General features: G+C 38.7%; 24 protein-coding genes and 2 tRNA genes. 10 read left to right on the forward strand and 16 right to left on the reverse strand.

Translation table 11 applies throughout. The features are described from left to right. Positions 1–110 precede the first annotated feature (110 nt). From AABJ51_RS07065 to AABJ51_RS07075, 3 genes are all read right to left on the reverse strand, one after another. Positions 111–183, reverse strand: a tRNA-Gly gene (locus AABJ51_RS07065). A 6-nt stretch (positions 184–189) separates the two neighbouring features. After that, positions 190–272, reverse strand: a tRNA-Tyr gene (locus AABJ51_RS07070). 346 nt (positions 273–618) lie between these two features. Next, complete coding sequence (locus AABJ51_RS07075) at positions 619–807, reverse strand: hypothetical protein (RefSeq protein ID WP_320973676.1); 189 nt, start codon at positions 805–807, stop codon at positions 619–621. Positions 808–1,088: 281 nt separating this feature from the next. Between AABJ51_RS07075 and queC the strand changes: the two genes are divergently transcribed. From queC to AABJ51_RS07100, 5 genes are all read left to right on the forward strand, one after another. Further along, positions 1,089–1,754 carry a 7-cyano-7-deazaguanine synthase QueC gene (gene queC, locus AABJ51_RS07080; RefSeq protein ID WP_026627711.1) on the forward strand — a complete coding sequence of 222 codons (666 nt, stop codon included), beginning with the start codon at positions 1,089–1,091 and terminating at the stop codon, positions 1,752–1,754. Between the two features lie 154 nt (positions 1,755–1,908). After that, positions 1,909–2,634: a hypothetical protein gene (locus tag AABJ51_RS07085; protein WP_134436415.1), complete on the forward strand. Its 726-nt coding sequence runs from the start codon at positions 1,909–1,911 to the stop codon at positions 2,632–2,634. A 142-nt stretch (positions 2,635–2,776) separates the two neighbouring features. Next, a complete protein-coding gene (gene queF / locus AABJ51_RS07090; RefSeq protein WP_338375017.1) occupies positions 2,777–3,256 on the forward strand; it encodes a preQ(1) synthase in 480 nt (159 codons plus the stop codon). Positions 3,257–3,265: 9 nt separating this feature from the next. Then, positions 3,266–3,460, forward strand: a complete 195-nt coding sequence (locus AABJ51_RS07095) for a hypothetical protein (protein ID WP_026627714.1) — start codon at positions 3,266–3,268, stop codon at positions 3,458–3,460. A 77-nt stretch (positions 3,461–3,537) separates the two neighbouring features. After that, positions 3,538–4,002 (forward strand): GNAT family N-acetyltransferase, encoded by a 465-nt coding sequence (locus AABJ51_RS07100; protein ID WP_338375019.1) that lies wholly within the window; start codon positions 3,538–3,540, stop codon positions 4,000–4,002. A 6-nt stretch (positions 4,003–4,008) separates the two neighbouring features. Here the strand turns inward: AABJ51_RS07100 and AABJ51_RS07105 are convergent, their stop codons facing one another. Beyond that, entirely contained in the window at positions 4,009–4,389 is a 381-nt protein-coding gene (locus AABJ51_RS07105) for a VOC family protein (protein WP_338375021.1), read from the reverse strand. A 114-nt stretch (positions 4,390–4,503) separates the two neighbouring features. Between AABJ51_RS07105 and AABJ51_RS07110 the strand changes: the two genes are divergently transcribed. Continuing rightward, the gene (locus AABJ51_RS07110; RefSeq protein ID WP_338375023.1) at positions 4,504–5,535 is read left to right on the forward strand and encodes a linear amide C-N hydrolase; all 1,032 of its coding nucleotides are present in this window, start codon (positions 4,504–4,506) and stop codon (positions 5,533–5,535) included. A 501-nt stretch (positions 5,536–6,036) separates the two neighbouring features. Here AABJ51_RS07110 and sppA read toward each other — a convergent pair. From sppA to AABJ51_RS07155, 9 genes are all read right to left on the reverse strand, one after another. Further along, on the reverse strand, positions 6,037–7,842 hold the full coding sequence (gene sppA / locus AABJ51_RS07115) for a signal peptide peptidase SppA (RefSeq protein ID WP_338375025.1): 1,806 nt from the start codon (positions 7,840–7,842) through the stop codon (positions 6,037–6,039). A 137-nt stretch (positions 7,843–7,979) separates the two neighbouring features. Then, complete coding sequence (locus tag AABJ51_RS07120; RefSeq protein ID WP_026627719.1) at positions 7,980–8,186, reverse strand: helix-turn-helix domain-containing protein; 207 nt, start codon at positions 8,184–8,186, stop codon at positions 7,980–7,982. Between the two features lie 100 nt (positions 8,187–8,286). Beyond that, positions 8,287–8,928: a DUF2975 domain-containing protein gene (locus tag AABJ51_RS07125; protein ID WP_338375029.1), complete on the reverse strand. Its 642-nt coding sequence runs from the start codon at positions 8,926–8,928 to the stop codon at positions 8,287–8,289. A gap of 77 nt (positions 8,929–9,005) precedes the next feature. Then, positions 9,006–9,251, reverse strand: coding sequence for a hypothetical protein (locus AABJ51_RS07130; protein ID WP_338375032.1), 246 nt, complete (start codon positions 9,249–9,251; stop codon positions 9,006–9,008). A 230-nt stretch (positions 9,252–9,481) separates the two neighbouring features. Further along, complete coding sequence (locus AABJ51_RS07135) at positions 9,482–10,132, reverse strand: porin family protein (protein ID WP_338375034.1); 651 nt, start codon at positions 10,130–10,132, stop codon at positions 9,482–9,484. A gap of 148 nt (positions 10,133–10,280) precedes the next feature. Continuing rightward, entirely contained in the window at positions 10,281–10,748 is a 468-nt protein-coding gene (locus AABJ51_RS07140) for a collagen-like triple helix repeat-containing protein (protein WP_134436418.1), read from the reverse strand. 27 nt (positions 10,749–10,775) lie between these two features. After that, positions 10,776–12,158 (reverse strand): hypothetical protein, encoded by a 1,383-nt coding sequence (locus tag AABJ51_RS07145; RefSeq protein ID WP_338375037.1) that lies wholly within the window; start codon positions 12,156–12,158, stop codon positions 10,776–10,778. 428 nt (positions 12,159–12,586) lie between these two features. Further along, a complete protein-coding gene (locus AABJ51_RS07150; protein ID WP_338375039.1) occupies positions 12,587–12,799 on the reverse strand; it encodes a heavy-metal-associated domain-containing protein in 213 nt (70 codons plus the stop codon). Positions 12,800–12,843: 44 nt separating this feature from the next. Next, entirely contained in the window at positions 12,844–15,072 is a 2,229-nt protein-coding gene (locus AABJ51_RS07155; RefSeq protein WP_338375042.1) for a heavy metal translocating P-type ATPase, read from the reverse strand. A 443-nt stretch (positions 15,073–15,515) separates the two neighbouring features. On the opposite strand from AABJ51_RS07155, the gene AABJ51_RS07160 reads away from it, so the two are divergent. Together AABJ51_RS07160 and AABJ51_RS07165 are read left to right on the forward strand one after the other, a co-directional pair. Then, positions 15,516–16,268: an NrtR DNA-binding winged helix domain-containing protein gene (locus AABJ51_RS07160; RefSeq protein ID WP_338375045.1), complete on the forward strand. Its 753-nt coding sequence runs from the start codon at positions 15,516–15,518 to the stop codon at positions 16,266–16,268. Positions 16,269–16,664: 396 nt separating this feature from the next. Next, positions 16,665–17,150, forward strand: coding sequence for a hypothetical protein (locus tag AABJ51_RS07165; RefSeq protein WP_026627727.1), 486 nt, complete (start codon positions 16,665–16,667; stop codon positions 17,148–17,150). 51 nt (positions 17,151–17,201) lie between these two features. Here AABJ51_RS07165 and AABJ51_RS07170 read toward each other — a convergent pair whose 3' ends face one another. Then, the gene (locus AABJ51_RS07170) at positions 17,202–17,759 is read right to left on the reverse strand and encodes an AraC family transcriptional regulator (RefSeq protein ID WP_134436421.1); all 558 of its coding nucleotides are present in this window, start codon (positions 17,757–17,759) and stop codon (positions 17,202–17,204) included. A gap of 663 nt (positions 17,760–18,422) precedes the next feature. On the opposite strand from AABJ51_RS07170, the gene AABJ51_RS07175 reads away from it, so the two are divergent. Further along, entirely contained in the window at positions 18,423–19,754 is a 1,332-nt protein-coding gene (locus tag AABJ51_RS07175) for a PhoH family protein (RefSeq protein WP_338375051.1), read from the forward strand. 363 nt (positions 19,755–20,117) lie between these two features. After that, positions 20,118–20,747: a methyltransferase domain-containing protein gene (locus AABJ51_RS07180; protein WP_338375054.1), complete on the forward strand. Its 630-nt coding sequence runs from the start codon at positions 20,118–20,120 to the stop codon at positions 20,745–20,747. 96 nt (positions 20,748–20,843) lie between these two features. Here AABJ51_RS07180 and ccsA read toward each other — a convergent pair whose 3' ends face one another. Both ccsA and AABJ51_RS07190 read right to left on the reverse strand, forming a co-directional pair. Further along, positions 20,844–21,629, reverse strand: coding sequence for a cytochrome c biogenesis protein CcsA (ccsA, locus tag AABJ51_RS07185; RefSeq protein ID WP_026627731.1), 786 nt, complete (start codon positions 21,627–21,629; stop codon positions 20,844–20,846). Continuing rightward, entirely contained in the window at positions 21,626–22,885 is a 1,260-nt protein-coding gene (locus tag AABJ51_RS07190) for a cytochrome c biogenesis ResB family protein (RefSeq protein ID WP_338375057.1), read from the reverse strand. Before AABJ51_RS07190 ends, ccsA begins: the two co-directional genes overlap by 4 nt. Positions 22,886–22,912 lie beyond the last annotated feature (27 nt).

A 22,912-nucleotide genomic window follows, 5' to 3' on the forward strand; every position in this document is an offset into this window, starting at 1 on the left:
ACAGAACATCCGATATTACGATCACTTATGATCCAAATACGTCCATCCATCCCTATTACATTACAAAAAAGAAAAGCGATCACTGTAAAGTGGTCGCTTTTCTGATTGAGAGCGGAAGACGGGGTTCAAACCCGCGACCCTCAGCTTGGAAGGCTGATGCTCTATCAACTGAGCTACTTCCGCAAAAAGTGGGCAGTGATGGATTCGAACCACCGTAAGCTTACGCTATCTGAGTTACAGTCAGACCCATTTGGCCACTCTGGTAACTGCCCAGTGCTTAATTGCGATGCAAAGATAGTAGATATTTTTTTACATCCAAACACATCAAAGCCTTTTCGTCTCGAAATTTCACACAGCTTAAGTTATAAACCTGTTTACTAAGGTTTTTTCTCGAAATATTTTTTTCACAAAAAAGAGCATCTCGAAAATGACAAAAAAAAATAGTCTACCCTTTACAAGGCAAACTATAATTCCATATTTTATACATATATGGATAACAACCTAAAATAAACAACCCATAAACAATCTTATACCAAACACTTCCTTTAATTTTCTAATACAAAGAAACTATAAGATTATTACATATAAGCTACGAAACAAATAAGAATAATGTAATATCTATAAAGATTCAGACTCCCTGAACAAACATTCTATCCGTGCATCTATTGCATCGGCTATACGTTGTGACTCCTTCCGAAACTCATCTTCGGTCATTCTTTCCATTGCATTAATCAAATCTTCCGACTGCATTCTCAGATCGATGATTTCTCTGTCTGAGTTTATTTTATCCTGAAACTTACGGCTCATAAGAAAAGCATTTAAGGTCGCAGACCTATTTATTATTTTGCAAGCAAACAGCAACAATAAGTGTTATCGCCTGAAAACAAGTCATTACTCGTTTTCTGTTACTTATTCAGTAAATTGTATATTAAATAACAAGAATTATGCAGATAATTCGATCAACAAAAATACATAAATATTCAGCATTCCTCTTTAATTCTATTTCTAATAATTACCTTTGCCCCCGAAAAGGGAAACGAATCCCTTTCCGTGTAACTTCGATTAACCACGTAAAAAACAGAGATAAAATGAACTCTAAAGAACCAGCTTTAGTCCTATTTTCAGGTGGTCAGGACTCCACCACATGCCTTTTCTGGGCACTTAAACACTTTTCATCAGTTCGCACATTGTGCTTTACTTACGGACAACGTCACTCCAAAGAAGTAGAAATAGCCGAAGGAATAGCAAGCCGTGCAGGCGTTCCATTTCAAAAACTGGATGCATCTATCATCAGTCAATTATCGAGCAATTCGCTCACCGACAGCAATGTAGTCATGGATAAAGAAAAACCGGCAGATGCTTACCCAAACACTTTTGTACCGGGTCGTAACCTGCTATTTCTTACATTTGCGGCAGTTATAGCCCGAAGCCATGGCATCCGACACATTGTCACAGGTGTATCCGAAGCCGATTACAGCGGATATCCCGATTGCCGCGACACATTTATATTGTCAGCCAACGCATCCATCAATCTGGCAATGGACGAACACTTCCAGATACACACTCCGCTGATGTGGAGAGACAAAACAGCAGTATGGCAGCTAGCCGACGAACTGGGAGCATTTGACCTAATCCGCAACGAAACCCTCACCTGTTACAACGGAATCCCCGCTGATGGCTGCGGAGAATGCCCTTCGTGCAAACTTCGCAAACACGGATTAGACGAATATCTAAAAATAAGGGAAGGCAAATAAAAGGTCTGAGACCTCGAAAATCCGAATACAAGAAAAAAATATTATCTTGCAACCTGTTTTTTAAGGTCTCAAGCCTGATTTCAGTGGCGAGACAAGTACATACACCACAGAAGGTATAGCTGAAATACTATCTGTTGCTTACTCTAAACATTATATGCAGAACCGTTTTATACTCATTTTAGGATTATTGTCTTTTATCTTAACGGCCAATGCCCAATCGATTACTGAAGCTGAAGTATTCGAAAAGCTGAAACAAAAATATTCCCCCGAAGCATATGACAATGCCTTGAAAGAATATCAATCGGCGAATGACACCGTAAAGATCATTATGCTCAGAGTCTATTCTATGCCTATGAGCAGCCGGAAAGAAGCTATCGATAATTACGAAACTCACATACAGGATATCAATAATTTGCAGAATGAGTTTGCAAAGGCAGTTCCTAAAGGATATACTGTATCATTGAGTATCGAATTAGACAACGATCCCTTACGCTCGATATTGGGAATAGACCTTATGATATCTAAAAAGGGTAAAGACGGAAAACCTGAACTGATAGACGGAGAATTCGATATGGAATACGGTTCGGAACGTCTCGATCAATTACTTAGAATATTAAAGTGGGATGCAATGACATTCAGCAACTTCCGCAACATGATGCAGATGGCGAACTGTTGTTCGATCGAAAACGGGAATCCCGTTGAAATAGGATTCACCCGCAGCGGTTTAGGTAAATATTCTTACTTGATTTTCCCTACCGAAATGCTCACAGTCCCACAGATTAAAGAGTATAACGATGGATGCCAATATAAGTATTACAAGAAAAATATAGTATTGAAATACGAAGGAGGAATGGCAGGCCCTCAATGCTTTACTGACTAAGCCAGCCGAAGGACGTATACATACAAAAGAAAAAAGGTCACAGACCTAGTTATTACTTTGGCAAGTATAAAAATTTGAGCTTACTATAACTTGAGAATGTATCATTAAATACTTTCTATTACTTAATACACCAAAAGAAACAATGAGTACAAATCACATAGAAGGACTGAGCCATTTAGGCGGAAAAACCGAATACAAAGACGATTATGCACCCGAGGTACTGGAGGCATTCGATAATAAGCATCCCGGAAACAACTACTGGGTAGCTTTCAATTGTCCCGAATTTACAAGCCTCTGCCCTATTACCGGTCAACCCGACTTTGCTACCATACATATCAACTATCTGCCGGACATAAAGATGGTAGAAAGTAAAGCGTTAAAGTTATATCTGTTCAGTTTCCGCAATCATGGGGCATTTCATGAAGATTGTGTGAATATCATAATGAAAGATCTTATAAAACTAATGGATCCGAGATACATTGAAGTGATCGGAGTATTTACCCCCCGTGGAGGCATCAGTATTTATCCGTATTGTAATTACGGACGCCCGGATACAGAATACGAGCAGATGGCTAAAACACGACTGCTGAACCGCAACCCTCAACAAGGATATAAAGGTTAATCAGAGAATATGATTTTACTGATAAGCGCAAATATATTTAAAACAATCTTCGTTATCAATCTTATCGCATTGATAACGGGAGTTGTTTTAGCCCGTTCGGGCTATATCAAAACTGCCCGAGTACTTTCTTACATATCATTTGCAGGAATATTTATCTGCATCATATACATGATTGTAATAATGACTCCGTTTTTCAGGTTATAGACAGGACTTTCTTCTGCTTTTCCTCAAGCCATGATCCTGTAATCAAGATACTTCCCCTATCAACAAAAACAAACGACATGGAACAAATCGAAATAAAACTATACAAAGCTGAGTATAAAGAAGATTTCATCAGGTTAAATACCGAATGGATAACCACCTTCTTCCGTCTCGAAGATTCAGACATATATACACTAAACCATGTAGAGGAATATATCATCGACCAAGGAGGACAAGTATTCTTCGCACTCGTAGACGGTCAGGTAAAAGGATGCTGTTCACTCATTCATCATCCGGAAGAAGATACATATGAACTGGCAAAAATGGCGGTATCACCCTCGGCTCAAGGCTTGGGACTAGGACGAAAACTTGGCGAAACCATTATAGAATACGCAAAAGCAAAAGGCATAAAACAAATTTTTCTTGAAGGCAATACACAACTCAAAGCTTCCATCATTCTATACCGAAAATTAGGATTTGAAGAAGTGTCAATCTCACATGCTGCTTACGACAGATGCAATATAATGATGAAGTTAAAACTGTAAAATAACTCATTCCTGTTCATCAGTATCAATACAGAAAGGATGTCCTGCCGGATCAAATAGAGTTCTCGATGTTTTATAATATTGAGTGTCTGCAATTCGCGCTCCGCATTGTACGGCATATAACACAGCTTCCTCCAGATCATCCACACATAAATCGAAGTGAAGCATCTGTGCCTGTTTATCTACCACCCAAGGCCACACAGGAGGCTCATACCCTTCCACTTCCTGAAAAGCCAGTACCGATCCCGAAGGAGATGTAAGTGCCGCCCATCCATTAGCATGAGGATGCGTCTTTTCCCACCCTAACAGCCGGTTATAAAAATCAGCCATCACTCCTGCATCTTCACAATCAATCACCAAATTAATCCGCTTAACTGATAAACTCATTCTCTATTTATTAAAAGTTGCATTCAGATAAAAAGCAAATTTAGAAAAATAACACATCAATAAGCAAACATTTCCTCTTCTATCTTGTTAGAATAAAAATACTCATCTATGATTATGAAAAAGACATTTTTACTACTAGCTATTTTAGGGATAGGCTATTTCACAACCAATGCATGTACACGTGTAGCTTATAAGGGAGAAGACAATTTGATCCTCACAGCCCGCTCAATGGACTGGAAAGAAGACATCAAAAGTAACATCTGGGTATTCCCCAGAGGAATGGACAGGGATGGAGCCGTCGGTCCTAACTCTCTGAAATGGAAATCGAAATACGGAAGTGTCATCACTTCGGCATATGATATTTCAAGTACAGACGGCATCAACGAAAAAGGATTGGTCGCTAACCTCTTATGGCTTGCGGAGTCGGAATATCCAACATGGAATCAAAAAACACCGGGGCTCACCATCGCAGCATGGGTTCAATATGTTCTGGACAGCTTCGCCACTGTAGATGAAGCTGTAAAGGCTCTCGAAAAGCAAACATTCGAAATCGTATCTGATAAAATGCCCGACGGATCACGTATGGCAACACTCCATCTTTCGATATCTGATGCATTGGGAGACAATGCCATTTTTGAATATATCGGAGGAAAGCTCGTTATTCATCACAACAAATCGTATCAGGTAATGACCAACTCTCCTATATTCGATAAGCAGTTAGCCCTCAACGAATACTGGAAAGAAATAGGAGGAACCGTTATGCTTCCGGGAACAAACAGGGCTGCCGACCGTTTTGTAAGAGCTTCATTTTACACAAATGCCATTCCTAAAACATCCGATACAAGAATAGGTGTAGCGAGTGTATTCAGTGTTATCCGAAATTGTTCTGTACCTTTCGGGATCAGCACACCCGATCAGCCAAATATATCTTCCACCCGATGGAGAACAGTATCGGATCATAAAAATCTGGTCTATTTTTATGAATCGGTTCTTACACCAAACACATTCTGGCTGGAACTGAAAGACATTGATTTCTCGGAAAATGCACCGGTAAAAAAACTAAATCTGGAAAATAACGAAACATACAAAGGCAATGCCGCCTCATCGTTGGTAAATGCAACGCCGTTTGTTTTCGCAGGAATTTAAGCATATATACTTGTCTGGAATATTTGAAATACTATGTAACATATACCTCCTGTATTCCAAACATAAGATAACTCAAACAGTGGTAAACAGGCTCCATTCCAATGTTAATAAGTGGAATGTTGATAAACGTGTTAACAAGTTGTCAAAAACTTGTCAATAATTCTTTACACCCTGTTGATAAAACCCCAATCAGTTGTGAATTGATTGTGAACGACAATCTTTCAAAGTACTGATAAAAAATCGTTTACCATTATAAGCAAAGAACCTGTGCCTATAATCGTTTTTGTTGTTAATAACCTAAATATTGGCTGTTAATAACAGTATTTTTATTGTCAATAACCTTGTTAATAACTTCGGATATCGATAACAAAAGAAAAAAAAGACAGAGCCGACCTGATCAGGTCGGCTCTGCTTAGTAAAGTCTATTAAGAAAGAGTAAATATAGATCTTTCGACCTTTTTATCAACTTGTTAAGTAAAATATAAGTTTCCTGTCAGCTTATCAATAAACTACTCGCTCACCCATCATCGCAGCTTGTATATCAAATGTTTGAAGACGACGCTTAATTGCACTCTCGGTATAACTATCGGCTCCCATAAAGAATTTGATAACTTTAACCTCAGAACTGCCTAACGATTCTTCTAACAATTGGGTAAATGCATCTTTTTTAACCGGATATTTAGCGGTACCATAATCGGCCAGCTTTGCTTCCTGTGCTGCCAGTGCAATAGCTGTATTCAGGTCGCCGATTTTATCAACCAGCCCTAGTTTTACAGCCTGCGAACCCGTCCAAACACGCCCCTGCCCTATCGAATCTATCTGAGCCTGAGTTTTGCCACGTCCATCAGCACAACGTTTAGTAAACAAATCATAGCCTTTCTCTATGTATTTCTGAAGCATACGAGCCTCTTCGTCATTAAAACCTCTAGAAGATGCGGTCAGCAAAAACGGTATAGAATAAGGAGTACCACCAAACGAGCTGTGCTTGTTTGTATTAACCTCATCAAAAGACAACCCGATTTTCTTGGCAAGCTCCTCTCCATCGGGAATTATTCCGAAAATACCAATCGATCCGGTCAGTGTTGTCGGCTCAGCCACGATAGACGTAGCGGCACATGATATATAATACCCTCCCGAAGCGGCATAATCGCCCATCGAAACGACAATCGGTTTTTTAGCTTTTAGTTCTTTTACAGCATTCCATATCTGTTCCGAAGCATAAGCACTCCCTCCCGGTGAATTTACACGAAACACAACCGCTTTAACTTTATCGTTGTCACGTAATTTATTCAATTCATCTACATATTCTTTTGCTGTTATGTTATTACTACCTCCAAAGAGACTGTTCTGAGCATCGTCTACTATCGTGCCTTCGGCATACAATATAGCAATCTCATTGTCCTTACTATGTTTTTCTTTCGATTTTACAGTTACAAAATCACTGATAGATGCCAACCGCAGATCTTCATCTTCATCAATACCAACCAATGTCTTCAAGTACTTATTTACCGAAGGAGTATACAGCAAAGTATCTACCATATGATAAGCAACGAGCGAATCGGCTTCGGTTAACATCAAATACTGATCAGCATATTGATTCAGTTTTTCGACCGAAATCTTACGACTGTCCGAAATACCTTTCAACCAGTGCGACCATATATCGTTGAGATAAGAAGTACGCTGCAAACGGTTGGCATCACTCATCTTTTCCTGAATAAGAGGCTCTACTGCCGATTTGAATGTTCCGACTTTAAACACCTGCATCTTTATCCCCAGCTTATCCGTCATATTTTTCGTGAAGATCAGATTCGAGCTTAAACCATGAAAGTCGATACCTCCCTTCGGGTTCAAAATAACCTTATCGGCAGCCGAAGCCAGGTAATAGGTGTTCTGCATATAAAAATCGCCGTATGCAACCACAAACTTACCGGTCTTTCTAAAATCAAGAAGAGCCTGACGGATGGGTTCCGCATTTGCTATACCCGCATCAAAATTACCGGCTTTCAAATATATACCTTTTACTTCATCATTGTCCGCAGCCTTATTTATAGACTCCAGAATATCGTCAAGACCAAGACTTTCGGACTCTCCCAATATTTTTGCGAAAGGATTCGAAGCAGACCTTTCATTCAAGACGCCATCAAGATCGAGTACTAAAACCGTTTTGTCTTTCAACACATATTCGGGAGACGAACTCAATGCTACAATAATTCCGACAAAAATCAATATCGAAAAAAACGAAAGCACTATAGACCCGATTATTACCCCTAGTGTAGAAGCAAACAGCATTTTGAAAAAGTTTTTCATAAGCAGTGTATAAATAAGTTATAGAAATTTCAAGGCCTCAGACCTTTTTATTTATTTTGTAAACATAAGTGTAACGAACCGTTATCCTTTTAAAATGATTATTAAAGACTTTCTGTTGCTTAATCACAAGCCTTCCTCTATTCTTCAACATACTCCAGAATATCTCCGGGTTGGCAATCCAACTCTTTACAGATAGCCTCCAGAGTAGAAAAACGGATTGCTTTAGCTTTTCCCGTTTTCAAAATCGAAAGGTTTGCCGGAGTAATGTCTATTTTTTCGGAAAGTTCATTCAATGAAATTTTCCGTTTAGCCATCATTACATCCAGATTTACTACAATTGACATATTTCTGTTCTTTTAAGTAACTATAAGCTTGCAACAAGCATCTTTCTACACATTTATCGCTATTCCGGCACTTGCCAAAATAACAAAAGGGGATAAAACCTTAGATGGTTAAATCCTGTTCTTCTTTCATCTTCAGAGTCATATGAAGTATCTCAGCCAAGAGCAACGTCACAATACCCAGAATAAGCGTTCCGAAACCCGAAAAGTCTATGAAAAAATTATAGTTTTCGAAATGTACCAGATATTCGGCTTTTAATGTATCAATAGTATTTGCGAGGATATCAGCTATATAAAAAAGGATCAGGATAATACCGATCTTACGTATCCGCTTGATCACTTTAAGGTCAATAAGATTACCTTTCGAAGCAGCTCTGATAACTCTGAAAAACAAAAAAGGCAGCCAGATAGTACATCCTAAAAGAATAAACGCCGAACATAATACGACATAATACCCGATAACTATACTCTTAGGCAGCTCCACGGGATTCAAGACCATCAATTTGGCATTATTCATCTCAATCAAAACGTCCTGCCGTCCGGAGATATCAGAAGCCTTATCAGGAAAAGAATACGTTCCGTTTTTAGGCATTAAATTCACATGCAGTATCTCACGGGGAACACCTCTCATACCCTCTCTGAATCCGGCTTTAAAACTGGCTATTTGCGTAAAAATAGTATACATCACCACAAATACATATATGATGGCAAGTATAAAACAATAAGTTCGTATTTTTTTATTCATCTTTCCGATAACGTTAGATCTGATACAACAATTAAACATCGTCAATCCAAAGGAATTGCACGATCCTGGATAAAATATTATATCTGTTCGAGTTTAGCTTTATCCGCCGTTTGCCCACGGCGCAGCATAACTTTACAGAACACATAAACAATATTAAGATAAACAACTCCCAACATCACATATGCCCATAAATTGGCAATCTGCAATGCTCCCAGTTCGGAAACAACAGCCGATGCTGCAGTTTCTATCTTCTGATAGTTTTCAAATAAAAAAGCAGACACATAAACTATTATAATAGCATAAAGAGCAGTAAACATATTCATATCACATCTATTTGTTATATTCAATATTATGACAAAAGAATAAATATTTTTTGTATTTCACAAATTATTTATCGAAAAACAATAAATATTTATTGAATAAACCAAAAATAAAATACGATCAAACAGATAGTATATATAAACAAACAGCATCAATTTGCACAAATAATAAAAAAAAAGAGCCGCAACAGGTTGTCCCATTGCGGCTGGCTAGTTATATCTTTAAACAACTATTAAAACCTGTATCCAACAGTAAGAGAAGCACTTCTGTTCTTATAAGATAAATCTTCTTTGCCTATATCAGACAAGCCCAATTCATATTTAAGACCTACGAATATTTGTCCGAATTCAGCTCCGACACCTCCGCCTAATCCGAAATCAAATCTATTCAGAATACCTTTATCTCCAAAAGTATCAACTTTGCCAGATCCTTCAAAGTAACCAAAATCCTCATCAGTTATCGATCCGCTTAATTTTGATTTACCTCCTACTCCAAATGCAAAGTAAGGTCCTGCATTAAATACGATTTTCATTGTTGGTGTAACTTCCAACTTATAAGCTGCATAAACCGGCAATTGCAAATAGGCCTGATGTATACTCAATGAAACTTTTCCGGCACTGTTTTTTTCTTCCAGCTTAGTACCCTTATTAGTAAATGAAAGTCCCGACTGAATGAAGAAGTCCTGTGCAAATTCGTACTCTGCTACAACACCGACCTGAAAACCGACTTTAGCTTTCTTATCTACTCCGTCACTATCACCAACCGAAGCATTGGAAAGGTTCACCCCTGCATCGATTCCAAATTTGACGGGAGATTGAGCAAATAATGATGTTGAACTGAATGCAATTAGTGCAACAAGTGTTAGTTTGTAAATTCTTTTCATAAGTAAAGTTTTTTTAGTGTATATAAATGCATGTGCAATGTAGAAATTTTTATGATTAAACAAACTTTTTGACATCAGTATTTTATGGCTGATTCATTTTAATTTATCAAGAAGAATATCTAATCGGATTTTTTTATAAATCTATTCTTTACCACATAAATATAACATGAACGATTTCCTGTTCCGGCTTTATCTGTGTATTAAAATCGGAGTAAGTAAGATAAAATGTGATCTCTTTTACCTGAAAATCGAAATCATACGTTTGAGTCCAAAGAAATTCACCCTGACTATCAACACCTCCACGATGTGAAACATAAGGCAAGCTATTTTTTATTCCGGGCTCAGTTTCGATATAAGCCAGCACAGTTCCACTTTCATATATAAACTTAGTAAGTTCAGAAATGGGAATACTAGCATAATAAAACGAGTTAAGCTCTCCTTGTTTACCTGAAAGCTTCCAATCAGAGGCTTTAATAGTATATGAGCGGGTAAACCAACTTGTGCCATTTTCGCCGGGCTCACCCTGAGGACCTTCTGGCCCCATTGGACCTGTCGGACCTTCACATGATGTAACCAAAAACAGGACAGTAATAATTGATAGTAACAATTTTTTCATGATCTTAATATTTTAGTTAGTAATATATTATCGTCTTATACGTCCACTTGACTGTCTATCTGAACTTCCGCTGCTCTGAGTACTCTGGCGTTCTCGAGTACTTCTTTCTTCTGCTTGACGACGTTCTCGAACCTGTGTTTCCTGACGTTCTCGTTCCCGACGTTCTTCTGCTTGGCGGCGTTCTCGTTCCTGTGACTCCTGACGCTCTCGTTCCCGACGTTCTTCTGCTTGACGGCGTTCTCGTTCCTGTGTCTCCTGACGTTCTCGTTCCCGACGCTCTTCTGCTTGTCGGCGTTCTCGTTCCTGTGTCTCCTGACGTTCTCGTTCCCGACGCTCTTCTGCTTGTCGGCGTTCTCGTTCCTGTGTCTCCTGACGCTCTCGTTCCCGACGTTCTTCTGCTTGACGGCGTTCTCGTTCCTGTGTCTCCTGACGTTCTCGTTCCCGACGCTCTTCTGCTTGTCGGCGTTCACGCTCCTGTGTCTCCTGACGTTCTCGTTCCCGACGTTCTTCTGCTTGGCGGCGTTCTCGTTCCCGACGTTCTTCTGCTTGGCGGCGTTCTCGTTCCTGTGACTCCTGACGTTCTCGTTCCCGACGTTCTTCTGCTTGACGACGTTCTTGTTCCTGTGACTCCTGACGCTCAGGCTGCGGACGAACAGATATTGCTCCATCCTCTCTGCCCGAAGGTGCCACAGATTCCGGACGAGGACGGGCAGATGCTGTTGATCTGTTTTCTGATGATCCGGCTGACTCGGGCCTGGGTCTGGCTGATGGTCTTTGGCTATTATTTTCCGAAGGTCTTTCCGGATTTGGTTTAGGCTTGGTTGATGGCCTTTCCGTCTCTAGATCCGGTCTGTTTGCATTTCCATCCGGACGTGGCTTGTTCGGTCTTTCGGGTCGAGGGCTCGGCTTACTCCACGAACCCAAGGGAGGATTAATCAGAATGGGATAATTATTATAATATTCATCTACTTCATAATAATTGTTCTGATAAAAATAAGATCCCCTGTCAATAAAATTGTCATAGTAGTCGGGACTATTAAAATAATAATCAACCCGATTATTACTTACCTCATTTTTTTGAGACGAAAATAAGTCCGGATTATAATACACAGGAGGCATATCATCACCAGAAATCAGGTTAGAGAACTCTTCTCTTTCTTCCGAAGTGATTATCAATGGCTCAATAACACCAGACTTAGTCGTATATTTCGATGTAATAACCGTTTCATTCGGCTTTACATATAGACTATCCGGCACCCGCGTAGTATCAACGAATGTACCATCTGAAGGCGTTTCGGAAGAAAGAAGCTCTGCCTCAATTGCTTTTGCGCTTTCTGTTGTCGCAGTAGATTCTTTACAGCCAAATACGAAAAGCAAGCCAATTATACTAATAAAGGGTAATTTATTCATGGCGTCCAAGATTTTGAGTGTTAATAAAATAGTGATGATTGCAAAATTAAGGTCCCTGACTTATTTTGCTTTAGCAAGTATAATCACTTACCAGTCCTTATAAAGAAACAACTTGAGATAAAAGATTTCTGTTAGGTTATTACTATGCGTTGTTATTATCTAAGACCTTTTGTTAAGAGAAAGGTTTAACAATCCATCAAAAAAAACAAGTTACAAAGTGTTAATAAACACAGAACATCCTGAATATAAAGGCAGTCTGAATAAAAAAAATCATAAAAGAAGCAGCGGTAGATATTCTCTACCGCTGCTTCTTTATGATTTAGGTAAAAGAAAGCACTTAATGATATATTTTTAGTTCATTCTTTCGCTGTTTCTCTCACCAAAGCAACAATTAGCAATCGCCGAAGCAAATAGGTCTGAAACCTTATTTACAATTGAGTTATATCAAAACCAGCTTGTTCTACTGTATCAATAACTTTATCAGCCTTTGCTCCTGATGACTGAACAGTCAATACTTTATCGGGATTATTAAGGTCTACGCTCCATGAGTCTATACCATCCACTTTATCTAAAAGAGGTTTCACCCGTGCCACACAATGCTGGCAATCCATATTCGTTTTGAATTTCAATTCTTCTTTCATATTTTAATATATTTAATTAATTAAACAATTAGAGGTCTATGTTTTTACAGCTTCTTATACTTAAGAATAATACTGTTACTTACCACACTTACACTGCTCAGAGCCATGGCAGCACCGGCAATCATCGGATTCAACAAGAAACCGTCAATCGGATACAACACGCCGGCAGCAACAGGAATCGCTATCACATTGTATATAAATGCCCAAAATAAATTTTGTCTGATAGTTCGATTAGTCTGCTTCGATAATTTTATAGCAGTCGGTATCTTCGTCAGGTCATTTGATATAATAGTCATTTTTGCAGTATCAATCGCAATATCGCTACCCTGCCCCATCGCTATACCTACATTAGCCTGAGCCAAAGCGGCACTATCATTGATCCCGTCACCAACCATTGCTACTGTTTTACCTTCAGATTGCAGCTGCTTGATAAATTCGGTTTTATCGGCAGGCAGTAAACCTGCTTTGTAATGTTGTATATTTGCCTGAGCAGCTATACTTCTCGCTGTATGCTCATTATCTCCGGTAAGCATATACACATCGATATTCAGATCACGAAGCTGATCTACAGCAGCTATCGAACTTTGTTTAATACTATCTGCAATAGCAATACTGCCCATAACCGATACCTCGTCAGCAAACAATACTACGGTATTTGCATCTTCGAGACGTTCGAAAATCCAATGTTCCATATCATCGGAACAAACTATACCCTTCGATCTCATCAACTGTTGATTACCAACCAGATACTTCACTCCATTAAAAGTACCCTCAATACCCTGTCCTGTAAGGCTCTCGATATGTATATCCGAAAGAACTTTGGATGTATCCTTCAAATAATTCACAATAGCCTCAGCCAAAGGATGCTCCGACGACTTTTCTATCGTGTACAGAATATCGTGTAAATCAGAAGAAACACCGTTCATCCATTTCACAGATACGACCTGAGGTTTACCTTCTGTTATAGTTCCGGTTTTATCCAGAATAACAGTATCTACCCTCTGAATAGTTTCGAGACTTTCAGCATCTTTGATCAGTATGCCATTTTCGGCTCCTTTGCCTATCCCAACCATAATTGCGGTTGGAGTAGCAAGTCCCAGCGCACAGGGACAAGCGATAACCAATACAGTGACAAATGCAAGTAAAGCATGTGTAAAAGCATTATCGGTTCCCACGATCAACCAAACAGCAAAACTGAGGATTGCAATGCCAATCACTACCGGAACAAATATTCCGGCTATCTTATCGACCAGTTTCTGCACGGGAGCTTTACTTCCCTGTGCATCCTGTACCATTTTAACGATCTGAGCTAAAAGAGTCGAACTTCCTACTTTTTCGGCACGGAAACTAAAACTTCCCCGTTGATTAATCGTTCCTGAAAACACCTTATCTCCTGCCTTTTTCTCTACAGCTAAAGGCTCACCCGTAATCATACTCTCGTCTACAAACGAAGTGCCATCGGTCACTATCCCATCAACAGCAATCTTTTCACCGGGCTTCACCAAAATAATATCACTTACCTTCACTTGCGAAACAGATAGCTCGGAGGTTTCACCCGATTCCGATATGATAGTCACGGTCTTAGGCTGCAACCCTATCAGTTTTTTCAGTGCTGACGAAGTATTACCTTTAGCTCTCTCCTCGAGTAATTTACCCAATAACACAAAAGCTACGACAACCGCTGCCGCTTCGAAATACACATCGGCATGTAATCCCCGACTATGCCAGAACTGAGGGTACAAGGTATTGAACACACTATACAGATAAGCCGTACCTGCACTAAGCGATACCAGAGTATCCATATTAAAAGCTCCGTGACGAGCCTGCTTAAATGCCCTGATAAAGAAATCTTTTCCGAAATACAATACAACCGGAGTAGCTAGCACCCACATCACATAATTGGCATACGAAAGGTGCATCAATGCAGGAGTCATCGCAAAGATAACCAATGGCACAGCTAACACAACCGATCCGATCACCTTCATTTTCAGCGACCTGTAATGCTCTTCGTGAGCTGCATCCACTTCTTCGCGGGCGTGTTCCCCCTCATCGATATTCAGATCATAACCTACGGATTGTAACGCCTCTTTGAGCTTTGCTGTATCCGTTTTATTAGGATCATATTCAATTTGAGCCGTTTCTGTGGCGAAGTTTACTGCCGCATCGCTCACTCCATCCTGTCTTTTCAGTATTTTCTGCACACTGTTTGCACAAGCAGCACAATACATATTCAGTACAGGTAATGTCTTCTTTATATTCTTATTTGTTTCCATAAAAACCCTCTATAATAATGTATCAGACTTATTTATTACTTTGGCAAAAACAATAGCAAAAGTCTGTTACAAACTAAAAATATATCATTAAATACTTGCTGTCACTTAGCTATAACAAAGATAACATACCGAAAGATTCCGGCTATTACATAATTATGGATAAAGTTTACACACAACAAAGCCCTGTTCGAATAGAAATTAGCAAGCTACTTTAGGCTAAAAACACAATTTATTGTTATCTTTACCCACAAGCGGACTTATAAATTGGTATATATATTTTTAGTTTTTCGAAGTCCGTAAGGTATATTATATATTAACAAGTAATTTGAATACACAGTAGAGTTGAAGTATTTCCCATGCGTATTTCTCACGTAACACTGATATCCTGTCAGTTATACTATTCTGTTATTATGTATTCGGATTAAGAAACGACAACAAAAAAAATGAAAAATTTAACTTTTTCTACTGATAAGAATATCTTGTCGGTAGATGTTGACTGCTATCAGAAAGGATTATCAGTCACATGCGTAATTGCAGGCTTTCATGAAAGAAGCCCCAGAGTATTGTTGACAAAATTCAGCGACTCTGCGAAATGGATGCTCCCCACAAGCTTAGTAATGAAAACTGAATCACCCGAAGACGCGGCTTACCGTGTCCTAAAGGTTCATAACGGGTTGCAAGGTGTAAACCTGCAACAGTTCCGCTTATTCGGGGATAACGGCAGGCTTACATCCTGTGAGATCAACACAATCCTCAACTTGCATGGAGTAGAAACAACTGAGTCGGCTAAACGTTTAGTTACTTTAGGATATTACGCTTTGGCGGATATGTCGAAAGTAGCCTTAAATACCGATCCTAACATGGAAACTCGTTGGTTTTCATTGAAAGAACTACCTACACTCTTTGGCGATGACCGCCATATAGCGCAAGCAGCTTTTACCGAAATCAGAAAATACGGATACAACAGACCTATCGAAAGAGATATCCTACCGGACTATTTCACGATAGATGAACTCAAAAATCTGTACGAAATGGTTTTTCAGAAAGATCTGGATGCCAGAAATTTCGAACGTAAGGTATTATCTAAAGGATATATACTAAAGTCGAAAGGCAATTCGGATATAGGAAAAGCCCGCTTATTCTACTTCAATCAAAAGAATTTTGAAAGAAGAGCCGATGTGATTTTCTGGTACTAATCGTACCTTTTTCAATCAATAAATAACCGCTTCCGCAATTTACTTTATAGAAAATACGGAAGCGGTTTCTTTTTGACAACTTATTTATCAAAAAAATAAACGCTGTAAAACATAGCATATCAACACCTTTCGAATAATATAGAATACTATTAACTTTTCTTAAACATTTACTTTGCAACATATACCCTATTTGGGTCTCTTATATAAAGAACAAAGAAATACCCCGGGTATAGTACCTTAAGGCACTTAAACAATTTCTTTCACACAATTGTGTTCAATACAAGATCAAAGCCTTACTATTCTTATTGGTATATAACCAAAATCTATAGTTAAGACATGGGTGAGGTATGTCTTGTAGTAAACAATAACTAACTAACAATTTTAAATTTATTAATTATGAAACTGAAAAGTTTTTTGAGCTTATTCCTCTTTTCCGCCGTTCTAGGCGTATCATTTACCTCTTGTGACAATGACGATGACAACAACGGAGGAAACAACAATGCAGATAAATTAAATGGTACACTATGGAAGGTGTCTAAGACCGAAGCCAATGTGGAAGCTAAAGATTCGGACATTCAAAAACAAGTGTCTGACTTTATTGTAAAAATGAACCCCGAAGGAGGCATCACATACAGTTTCAAAGATGGTAAGGCACAAGAAAAATATGGAGATAAAGTTTTCGATCTTGCCAAATACACACTTAAAGGTGATAAAATAGAATTCGAAAAAAACGATACTACAGGAATCAGTCTTACTTACAAAGACTCAGCTATAATAGGATTGTCTGATGTAAAAAAATATGTTGCAGAACAACTAAAAATAGATACAGCTCAAATAACAAAAGCCGAAAAGAAAGATACTTTTATTAGTGTCTTGAAGTGAAAATCAAAAAGTGTTTCAGAAGCTGCTCGTCTAATAGAGCAGCTTCTCTATTCACAACCGATCGAGACTTTTTCGTAAATCAACACCCTGAGCCTTGAATTGAGTCGGAGTCAATCCGGTAACCTTTTTAAATTGCGATGATAGATGAGATACGCTGCTGTACCCAAGAGCAAAAGCTATTTCACTAAGCGTCTGCTTATTGTATGTCAGTAATTCTTTTGCTTTTTCTATTTTTTGCAAAATAGTATAATGCTCTATAGTAATACCTTCGGTAGATGAAAACAGCTTACTTAGCAACGAATAATCTTTATGTAAATCATTGGTGAGGATTTCGGATATATTAAATCCGTTTTCTCCCGAAAAATGAATATGATTGATGATAGTGGTTTTTATTTGTTCAATCAACTGTTGCTGATTGTCATCGAGTAATTCGAAACCGACCGACTCCAAAGCCGATCTGAAAGACTGAATATCAGCATCATCCAAATCTTTAGCCACTATAACTTCCCCCAACCTGACATCTAAAGGCTGAATACCCTGTCGGTTGAGAATATTTTCCACTGCCATTATGCAGCGCGGACAAACCATATTTTTGATATAAAGTTTCATAACATAAACCGAATATTCGATAATTACATATCAAAGATATAACTACTTATCACAAATAAGACTTTAATTGTTGGTTTTAATACATTCACCTGTGTTTACTTATTTATTTGTACACAGATTATATGTGAAATTATGATAGTAAATTGTAAAATAATGTTTATAGTGTTGTTGTTTTCCTCAGAATTAACAAGAGTTGATTTGCTATAATGATGTATCTGAATATTCAAAACAGATAACATGTACATCTGTGTACAATAAATAATAACCTCTGTACAGATTGTATCATATAATCAATAACTAAAATAACAGACACAGCAAATAGTCCGTAGAGCAAAGTCCCAAACCTTTTATAAGTTGGGGGCTTTGTTATCTAAAAATGAGACAACCAACAGTATCCATATATAATTATAAATAATTAAACAATCTGGTTATCAATAGATAAATGTCTTATTAGAAAAATCTATCAAAAAAAAGAGCTCTATCAGTGAACGAAACCACTACTATCAAGTGTTTATAAGACAAAGATTAACAAAATCAACCGCCTATGATTATATGCAAATACAAGTCGGAGTACATCTTTATACAGCATTATAGAAAGTCATAAAAGGCTTTTACGCAAAGACAATCACAAACATGCACAGCATGAATAAATAGAATCTGATTATGGGGAAAAGTAAAAAGAAGAATTTCGTTTTAGATACGAATGTTATTTTGCACGATTTCAGATGCTTGGACAATTTTGAAGAGAATGACATCTACATTCCGATTGTGGTTCTCGAAGAACTTGACAAGTTTAAAAAAGGCAACGACCAAATCAATTACAATGCGCGTGAATTTCTCCGCCAATTGGATTCTATCACCGACGACGATCTTTTTACAAAAGGGGCGGCCATAGGTAGTGGAATGGGACGATTGTATGTAGAAACCAGTATCAAAGCTCAGGATCGGATAATGGAAGTATTTCCCGAAAAGATACCCGATCATCGGATTTTAGCTGTGACACTCGAAATTACAGAACGTAATCCAAAAACAAAGACCATCCTCATTACGAAGGATATCAACCTGAGAATGAAAGCCCGTTCCATCGGATTACTTGCCGAAGACTATATCAACGACAAAGTAACCGACCTATCGCTATTCGGAGAGCATCACCAAACCTTATCAGGATTTGACGCTACTGTTATAGATCGCCTATATAACGATCCGACCGGAATACCATTTGATGAGATTGAACTGGAATCGCCGTTAAATCCGAATGATTGTTTCGTAATGAAGAATGGCAAAAAGAGTGCCCTTGCGCGCTATGATTCATTCAACGGACGTATCCGTAAAGTCGAAAAGCAAGTCTGCTTCGGTATACAGCCTCGTAATGCAGAGCAAGCTTTTGCTTTTGAAGTCCTCACCGACCCCAATGTCAAACTGATAGCTTTGACTGGAAAGGCAGGAACAGGGAAAACACTACTGGCTCTGGCAGCCGCTTTGAAGCAGAACGAAGATTATGGACAAATACTTCTTGCCCGTCCGATAGTTGCACTCAGCAACAAAGACCTCGGATATCTCCCCGGAGATGAAAAACAAAAGATAGCACCGTATATGCAGCCTTTATTCGATAATCTGGTTGTAATAAAAAGCCATCTTAATTTTGGAGGAGCAGAAGTCAAACGTATCGAAGAATTACAGACTTCTAAAAAACTAGAAATAGAAGCTTTGGCATACATCAGAGGACGAAGCCTTTCCGAAACATTTTGTATTGTTGACGAAGCGCAAAACCTCACTCCGCACGAAATAAAAACAATTATCACTCGTGCAGGCGAAAATACGAAGATGGTATTTACGGGAGACCTTCAGCAGATCGATTCTCCGTATCTAGATACCCAATCGAACGGACTGGCCTACATGATAGACAAAATGTCGGGTCAAGACTTGTTTGCACACGTCAATCTATTGAAAGGTGAACGCAGCCGTTTATCGGAATTAGCCAGTGTATTATTATAAATAAACATTATACAAATAGCATTGTTATATATATATTAGAATTACTCGCATCAAGGAAATACATACTCTTCACACAACAAATTGTGTATCTCCAGAGATGCAAAAAGAGGTTGATCCCCTCAACCTCTTTTACTTTTTTATATCCCCCCAGTTATCCCCCCTTTACATTTGCCTAATAAATATTAAGTTATATATTTGTTGAACAAACAATTAACCAAATAACCGAGATTATTAACAGTGTATGATTTAATATTAACACGTTTTCAACAAGTTATTAACATCAAGAAAATCATTTCGAGAAACACACTTCATCTCTCCATAAACATTATATTTGCAACAACATTAACGATACAACCAACACGAATGATATCTAACTATATCAGCAGAAAGAACCGAACACGCAAATACGAACTATTCCTGAAAGTTTTCAAACCAACTGCAGAAAATTCCATTCTGGATGTCGGATTCAATAACGAAGAACATTCTCCGGTGGATAACTTTTTGGAACGAAACTATCCACATCCTCAAAATATCACAGCATTGGGAGTAGATGCCGATAACCTTTTCAAGCAACGGTATCCAATGGTGAAAACTGTTATTTACGAGGGTAATCAATATCCTTTTCGGGACAAGCAATTCGACATAGGGTGGTCTAACGCCGTAATAGAACATGTAGGCAACGAAAATTCCCAATTATTATTCCTGCTCGAAATCAGCCGTACCTGTCAACGTATCTATCTGACTACACCAAACAGATATTTCCCGATCGAGCTGCATACTCGCATACCTTTTCTGCACTGGCTCCCGAAAAATCTATTTGACTATATCATAGGATTCACTCCAAAGAAATGGGCTAAAGGAGATTATATGTACTTACTATCCATCAAACAAATAAAAAATCTGCTAAAAGATGCAGGAATAACCGATTACACAATACACCGCAACAAACTTTTCGGCTTTACGATGGATTTCAGTATTATCATAAACCAATAAAAAAGAGGCTGTCTCATTGTGAGAAAACCTCCTTTTTTCTGCTTAATATATAATTTCGTTGATCAATATTACCGAATCAAGAAAAGATCTGCAACCTTAATTCGAATATACATGAATACTACCTTGTGCAGCAGGCAGATAATTGACACCTATCCATGTAATCATCAGCAGGATAAAGGCTACAGGCAGCATCCAAAGCACAAATCGCTTATGATACTGCTGCAATCTCATATGGATGAATACCAAGTAAGCAGCACCGGTGATAAATGCCCAGGTTTCTTTCGGATCCCAGGACCAGTAATGCCCCCAAGCATCCTTCGCCCAAACAGCACCCATCAACATTCCAAGTATCAGAAATCCGAATCCGACATACACAATATTGTCAATAAACTGATTGAGAGGCTCATCTTCCTGCCCTTTACCCAACTTCGATAATTGAATAAACGCCGCAATAACGGATGCACCGAACATCGCATACGACAATATATACACCGTAACGTGAGGTACAAACCAATAACTCTGCAAAGCAGGCATCAGGTTTGTAGAATGTATTTCAGGCTTAAAAATATTCACACAAGCAAACACTGTTGCCACAATAGCCGAGAATGCCAGCATCCATGTATATTTCCAATGACGGTAAGTAATAAACCCGATAAGAGCAAGGAAAAACGAATACCATAAACGTGTTTCGCCAATTGTGCGTAAAGGCGGACGTTGCTGTCCGAACCACAAACCGACGATAAATGCACCGAAAATAATTGTACCTAATATCATCAAGGTATTGGATATCCATTTTTTATCGGTTAAGTATCCCGTAACCCCTGCACCTAACCAACATATTATGGAAGGAATTGCAAAGTATAGATATTCGTTCCAGGTCATTTCGTCCCTCCTTTCTTTTTCTTGTTACCCGACCACATCAGACAAATAGAACCTAATGCAAATAAAACAATACCGGCATATACCGCAGGCAGCCAAGGATCATATACTAATTCGAAACTGCTGTATGTAGAGGCTTTTCCCGCCACATTATCGTATCCAAACTGATATATCATCCAGTTGCCGACTTTCAAGGGTTTATTTACTTCAAGCTGAGTGCTATCTACTCGCTGATCCTCTGTATAGACCACGATATCCGACATAAATCGCTTGGGCTCGGTCTGGGTCATTACCAATCCGTACGTTTCATCCAGTGGAGCCATCATATACAATTGAGCTATACTTCCGCCACAGACCCAATGCGAAAAACTCTTGCCGGATTCAATATCCGTTATCTTCACCATAGCTGCGGGTGTTGCACCCGGCATCGGCACTTCAGTATAAGTACTGTCGCTGTTACGAACTGCCTGATGAATGTATTTTTCGACTTTTAGATCCCACTTTCCTAAACGACCTTCGGGAAAACGTTCGTCTATCTGAAAATAGTCGGGACTGCCTTCGGGTTGAGCTTCTCCCGACTCACGATCTATAACAGCCAGTTTCGGCGGATATTCTTCCAGCACAAAATCATTTAGCTGAATAGCTATCGGCAGTTCCAGTATATCCTGATTATCATTATAAACCCGCCATTCGGTTTCTCCTTCGTACACATACATCACATAACGGCGGAGATCGGCGGCTCCCAAACCCGAAGCAAATAATAATATCCACAAACCAATATGATTGAAATAAAATGCGTAATCTCTCCAATCGAATCGTATCAGCCGACGAATAATAAGCGACCCTAATGAAAGTAAAGTCACAAAATACACCAGCACAAAAGGCCAGCACGAAGTAACCTGCCTCAGACCCAACAGTGTCCATATATCGTGAGCATGCGGATCTAACTTCTGCATCTGCGGAATCAAACCCATCGCTATCCCTAGAATCAGTAGTCCTCCAATAAGAGACACAGAGAAAGGAACGCCCGAAAACCATTGATAAAATTGCGAATTACGGGCAAAAGAAAACAGCAGCAGAAACAAAATAATACTACCCCCTATTATGAGGTTGACTGGATAAGCCAACTGAAAAAAATCGACCTTCCCAACAAAGAGTTGTAAAGCAAAACCAACCACAATAAGTCCGATAACCATCATTATACTTTCAGTATAACGCCACGGAAATTGCCAAATTGTTCTTTTCGTTTTATTATTCATACTATTGTTTACTTACTGAAAAAAAAC

This window comes from Indolivaga capnocytophagoides, from assembly GCF_036511535.1.
GTDB classification, from domain to species: domain Bacteria; phylum Bacteroidota; class Bacteroidia; order Bacteroidales; family Dysgonomonadaceae; genus Dysgonomonas_A; species Dysgonomonas_A capnocytophagoides.

What these genes read in the sequence shown, in the direction of transcription:
- AABJ51_RS07145 (WP_338375037.1), bottom strand. Translation starts at nt 12,158, where the DNA reads ATGAATAAATTACCCTTTATTAGTATAATTGGCTTGCTTTTCGTATTT.
- AABJ51_RS07190 (WP_338375057.1), bottom strand. Translation starts at nt 22,885, where the DNA reads ATGAATAATAAAACGAAAAGAACAATTTGGCAATTTCCGTGGCGTTAT.
- AABJ51_RS07175 (WP_338375051.1), top strand. Translation starts at nt 18,423, where the DNA reads ATGGGGAAAAGTAAAAAGAAGAATTTCGTTTTAGATACGAATGTTATT.
- AABJ51_RS07100 (WP_338375019.1), top strand. Translation starts at nt 3,538, where the DNA reads ATGGAACAAATCGAAATAAAACTATACAAAGCTGAGTATAAAGAAGAT.
- queF (WP_338375017.1), top strand. Translation starts at nt 2,777, where the DNA reads ATGAGTACAAATCACATAGAAGGACTGAGCCATTTAGGCGGAAAAACC.
- AABJ51_RS07160 (WP_338375045.1), top strand. Translation starts at nt 15,516, where the DNA reads ATGAAAAATTTAACTTTTTCTACTGATAAGAATATCTTGTCGGTAGAT.
- ccsA (WP_026627731.1), bottom strand. Translation starts at nt 21,629, where the DNA reads ATGACCTGGAACGAATATCTATACTTTGCAATTCCTTCCATAATATGT.
- AABJ51_RS07140 (WP_134436418.1), bottom strand. Translation starts at nt 10,748, where the DNA reads ATGAAAAAATTGTTACTATCAATTATTACTGTCCTGTTTTTGGTTACA.
- AABJ51_RS07095 (WP_026627714.1), top strand. Translation starts at nt 3,266, where the DNA reads ATGATTTTACTGATAAGCGCAAATATATTTAAAACAATCTTCGTTATC.
- sppA (WP_338375025.1), bottom strand. Translation starts at nt 7,842, where the DNA reads ATGAAAAACTTTTTCAAAATGCTGTTTGCTTCTACACTAGGGGTAATA.
- AABJ51_RS07130 (WP_338375032.1), bottom strand. Translation starts at nt 9,251, where the DNA reads ATGAATATGTTTACTGCTCTTTATGCTATTATAATAGTTTATGTGTCT.
- AABJ51_RS07135 (WP_338375034.1), bottom strand. Translation starts at nt 10,132, where the DNA reads ATGAAAAGAATTTACAAACTAACACTTGTTGCACTAATTGCATTCAGT.
- AABJ51_RS07120 (WP_026627719.1), bottom strand. Translation starts at nt 8,186, where the DNA reads ATGTCAATTGTAGTAAATCTGGATGTAATGATGGCTAAACGGAAAATT.
- AABJ51_RS07180 (WP_338375054.1), top strand. Translation starts at nt 20,118, where the DNA reads ATGATATCTAACTATATCAGCAGAAAGAACCGAACACGCAAATACGAA.
- AABJ51_RS07155 (WP_338375042.1), bottom strand. Translation starts at nt 15,072, where the DNA reads ATGGAAACAAATAAGAATATAAAGAAGACATTACCTGTACTGAATATG.
- AABJ51_RS07085 (WP_134436415.1), top strand. Translation starts at nt 1,909, where the DNA reads ATGCAGAACCGTTTTATACTCATTTTAGGATTATTGTCTTTTATCTTA.
- AABJ51_RS07075 (WP_320973676.1), bottom strand. Translation starts at nt 807, where the DNA reads ATGAGCCGTAAGTTTCAGGATAAAATAAACTCAGACAGAGAAATCATC.
- AABJ51_RS07165 (WP_026627727.1), top strand. Translation starts at nt 16,665, where the DNA reads ATGAAACTGAAAAGTTTTTTGAGCTTATTCCTCTTTTCCGCCGTTCTA.
- AABJ51_RS07150 (WP_338375039.1), bottom strand. Translation starts at nt 12,799, where the DNA reads ATGAAAGAAGAATTGAAATTCAAAACGAATATGGATTGCCAGCATTGT.
- AABJ51_RS07125 (WP_338375029.1), bottom strand. Translation starts at nt 8,928, where the DNA reads ATGAATAAAAAAATACGAACTTATTGTTTTATACTTGCCATCATATAT.
- AABJ51_RS07170 (WP_134436421.1), bottom strand. Translation starts at nt 17,759, where the DNA reads ATGAAACTTTATATCAAAAATATGGTTTGTCCGCGCTGCATAATGGCA.
- queC (WP_026627711.1), top strand. Translation starts at nt 1,089, where the DNA reads ATGAACTCTAAAGAACCAGCTTTAGTCCTATTTTCAGGTGGTCAGGAC.
- AABJ51_RS07110 (WP_338375023.1), top strand. Translation starts at nt 4,504, where the DNA reads ATGAAAAAGACATTTTTACTACTAGCTATTTTAGGGATAGGCTATTTC.
- AABJ51_RS07105 (WP_338375021.1), bottom strand. Translation starts at nt 4,389, where the DNA reads ATGAGTTTATCAGTTAAGCGGATTAATTTGGTGATTGATTGTGAAGAT.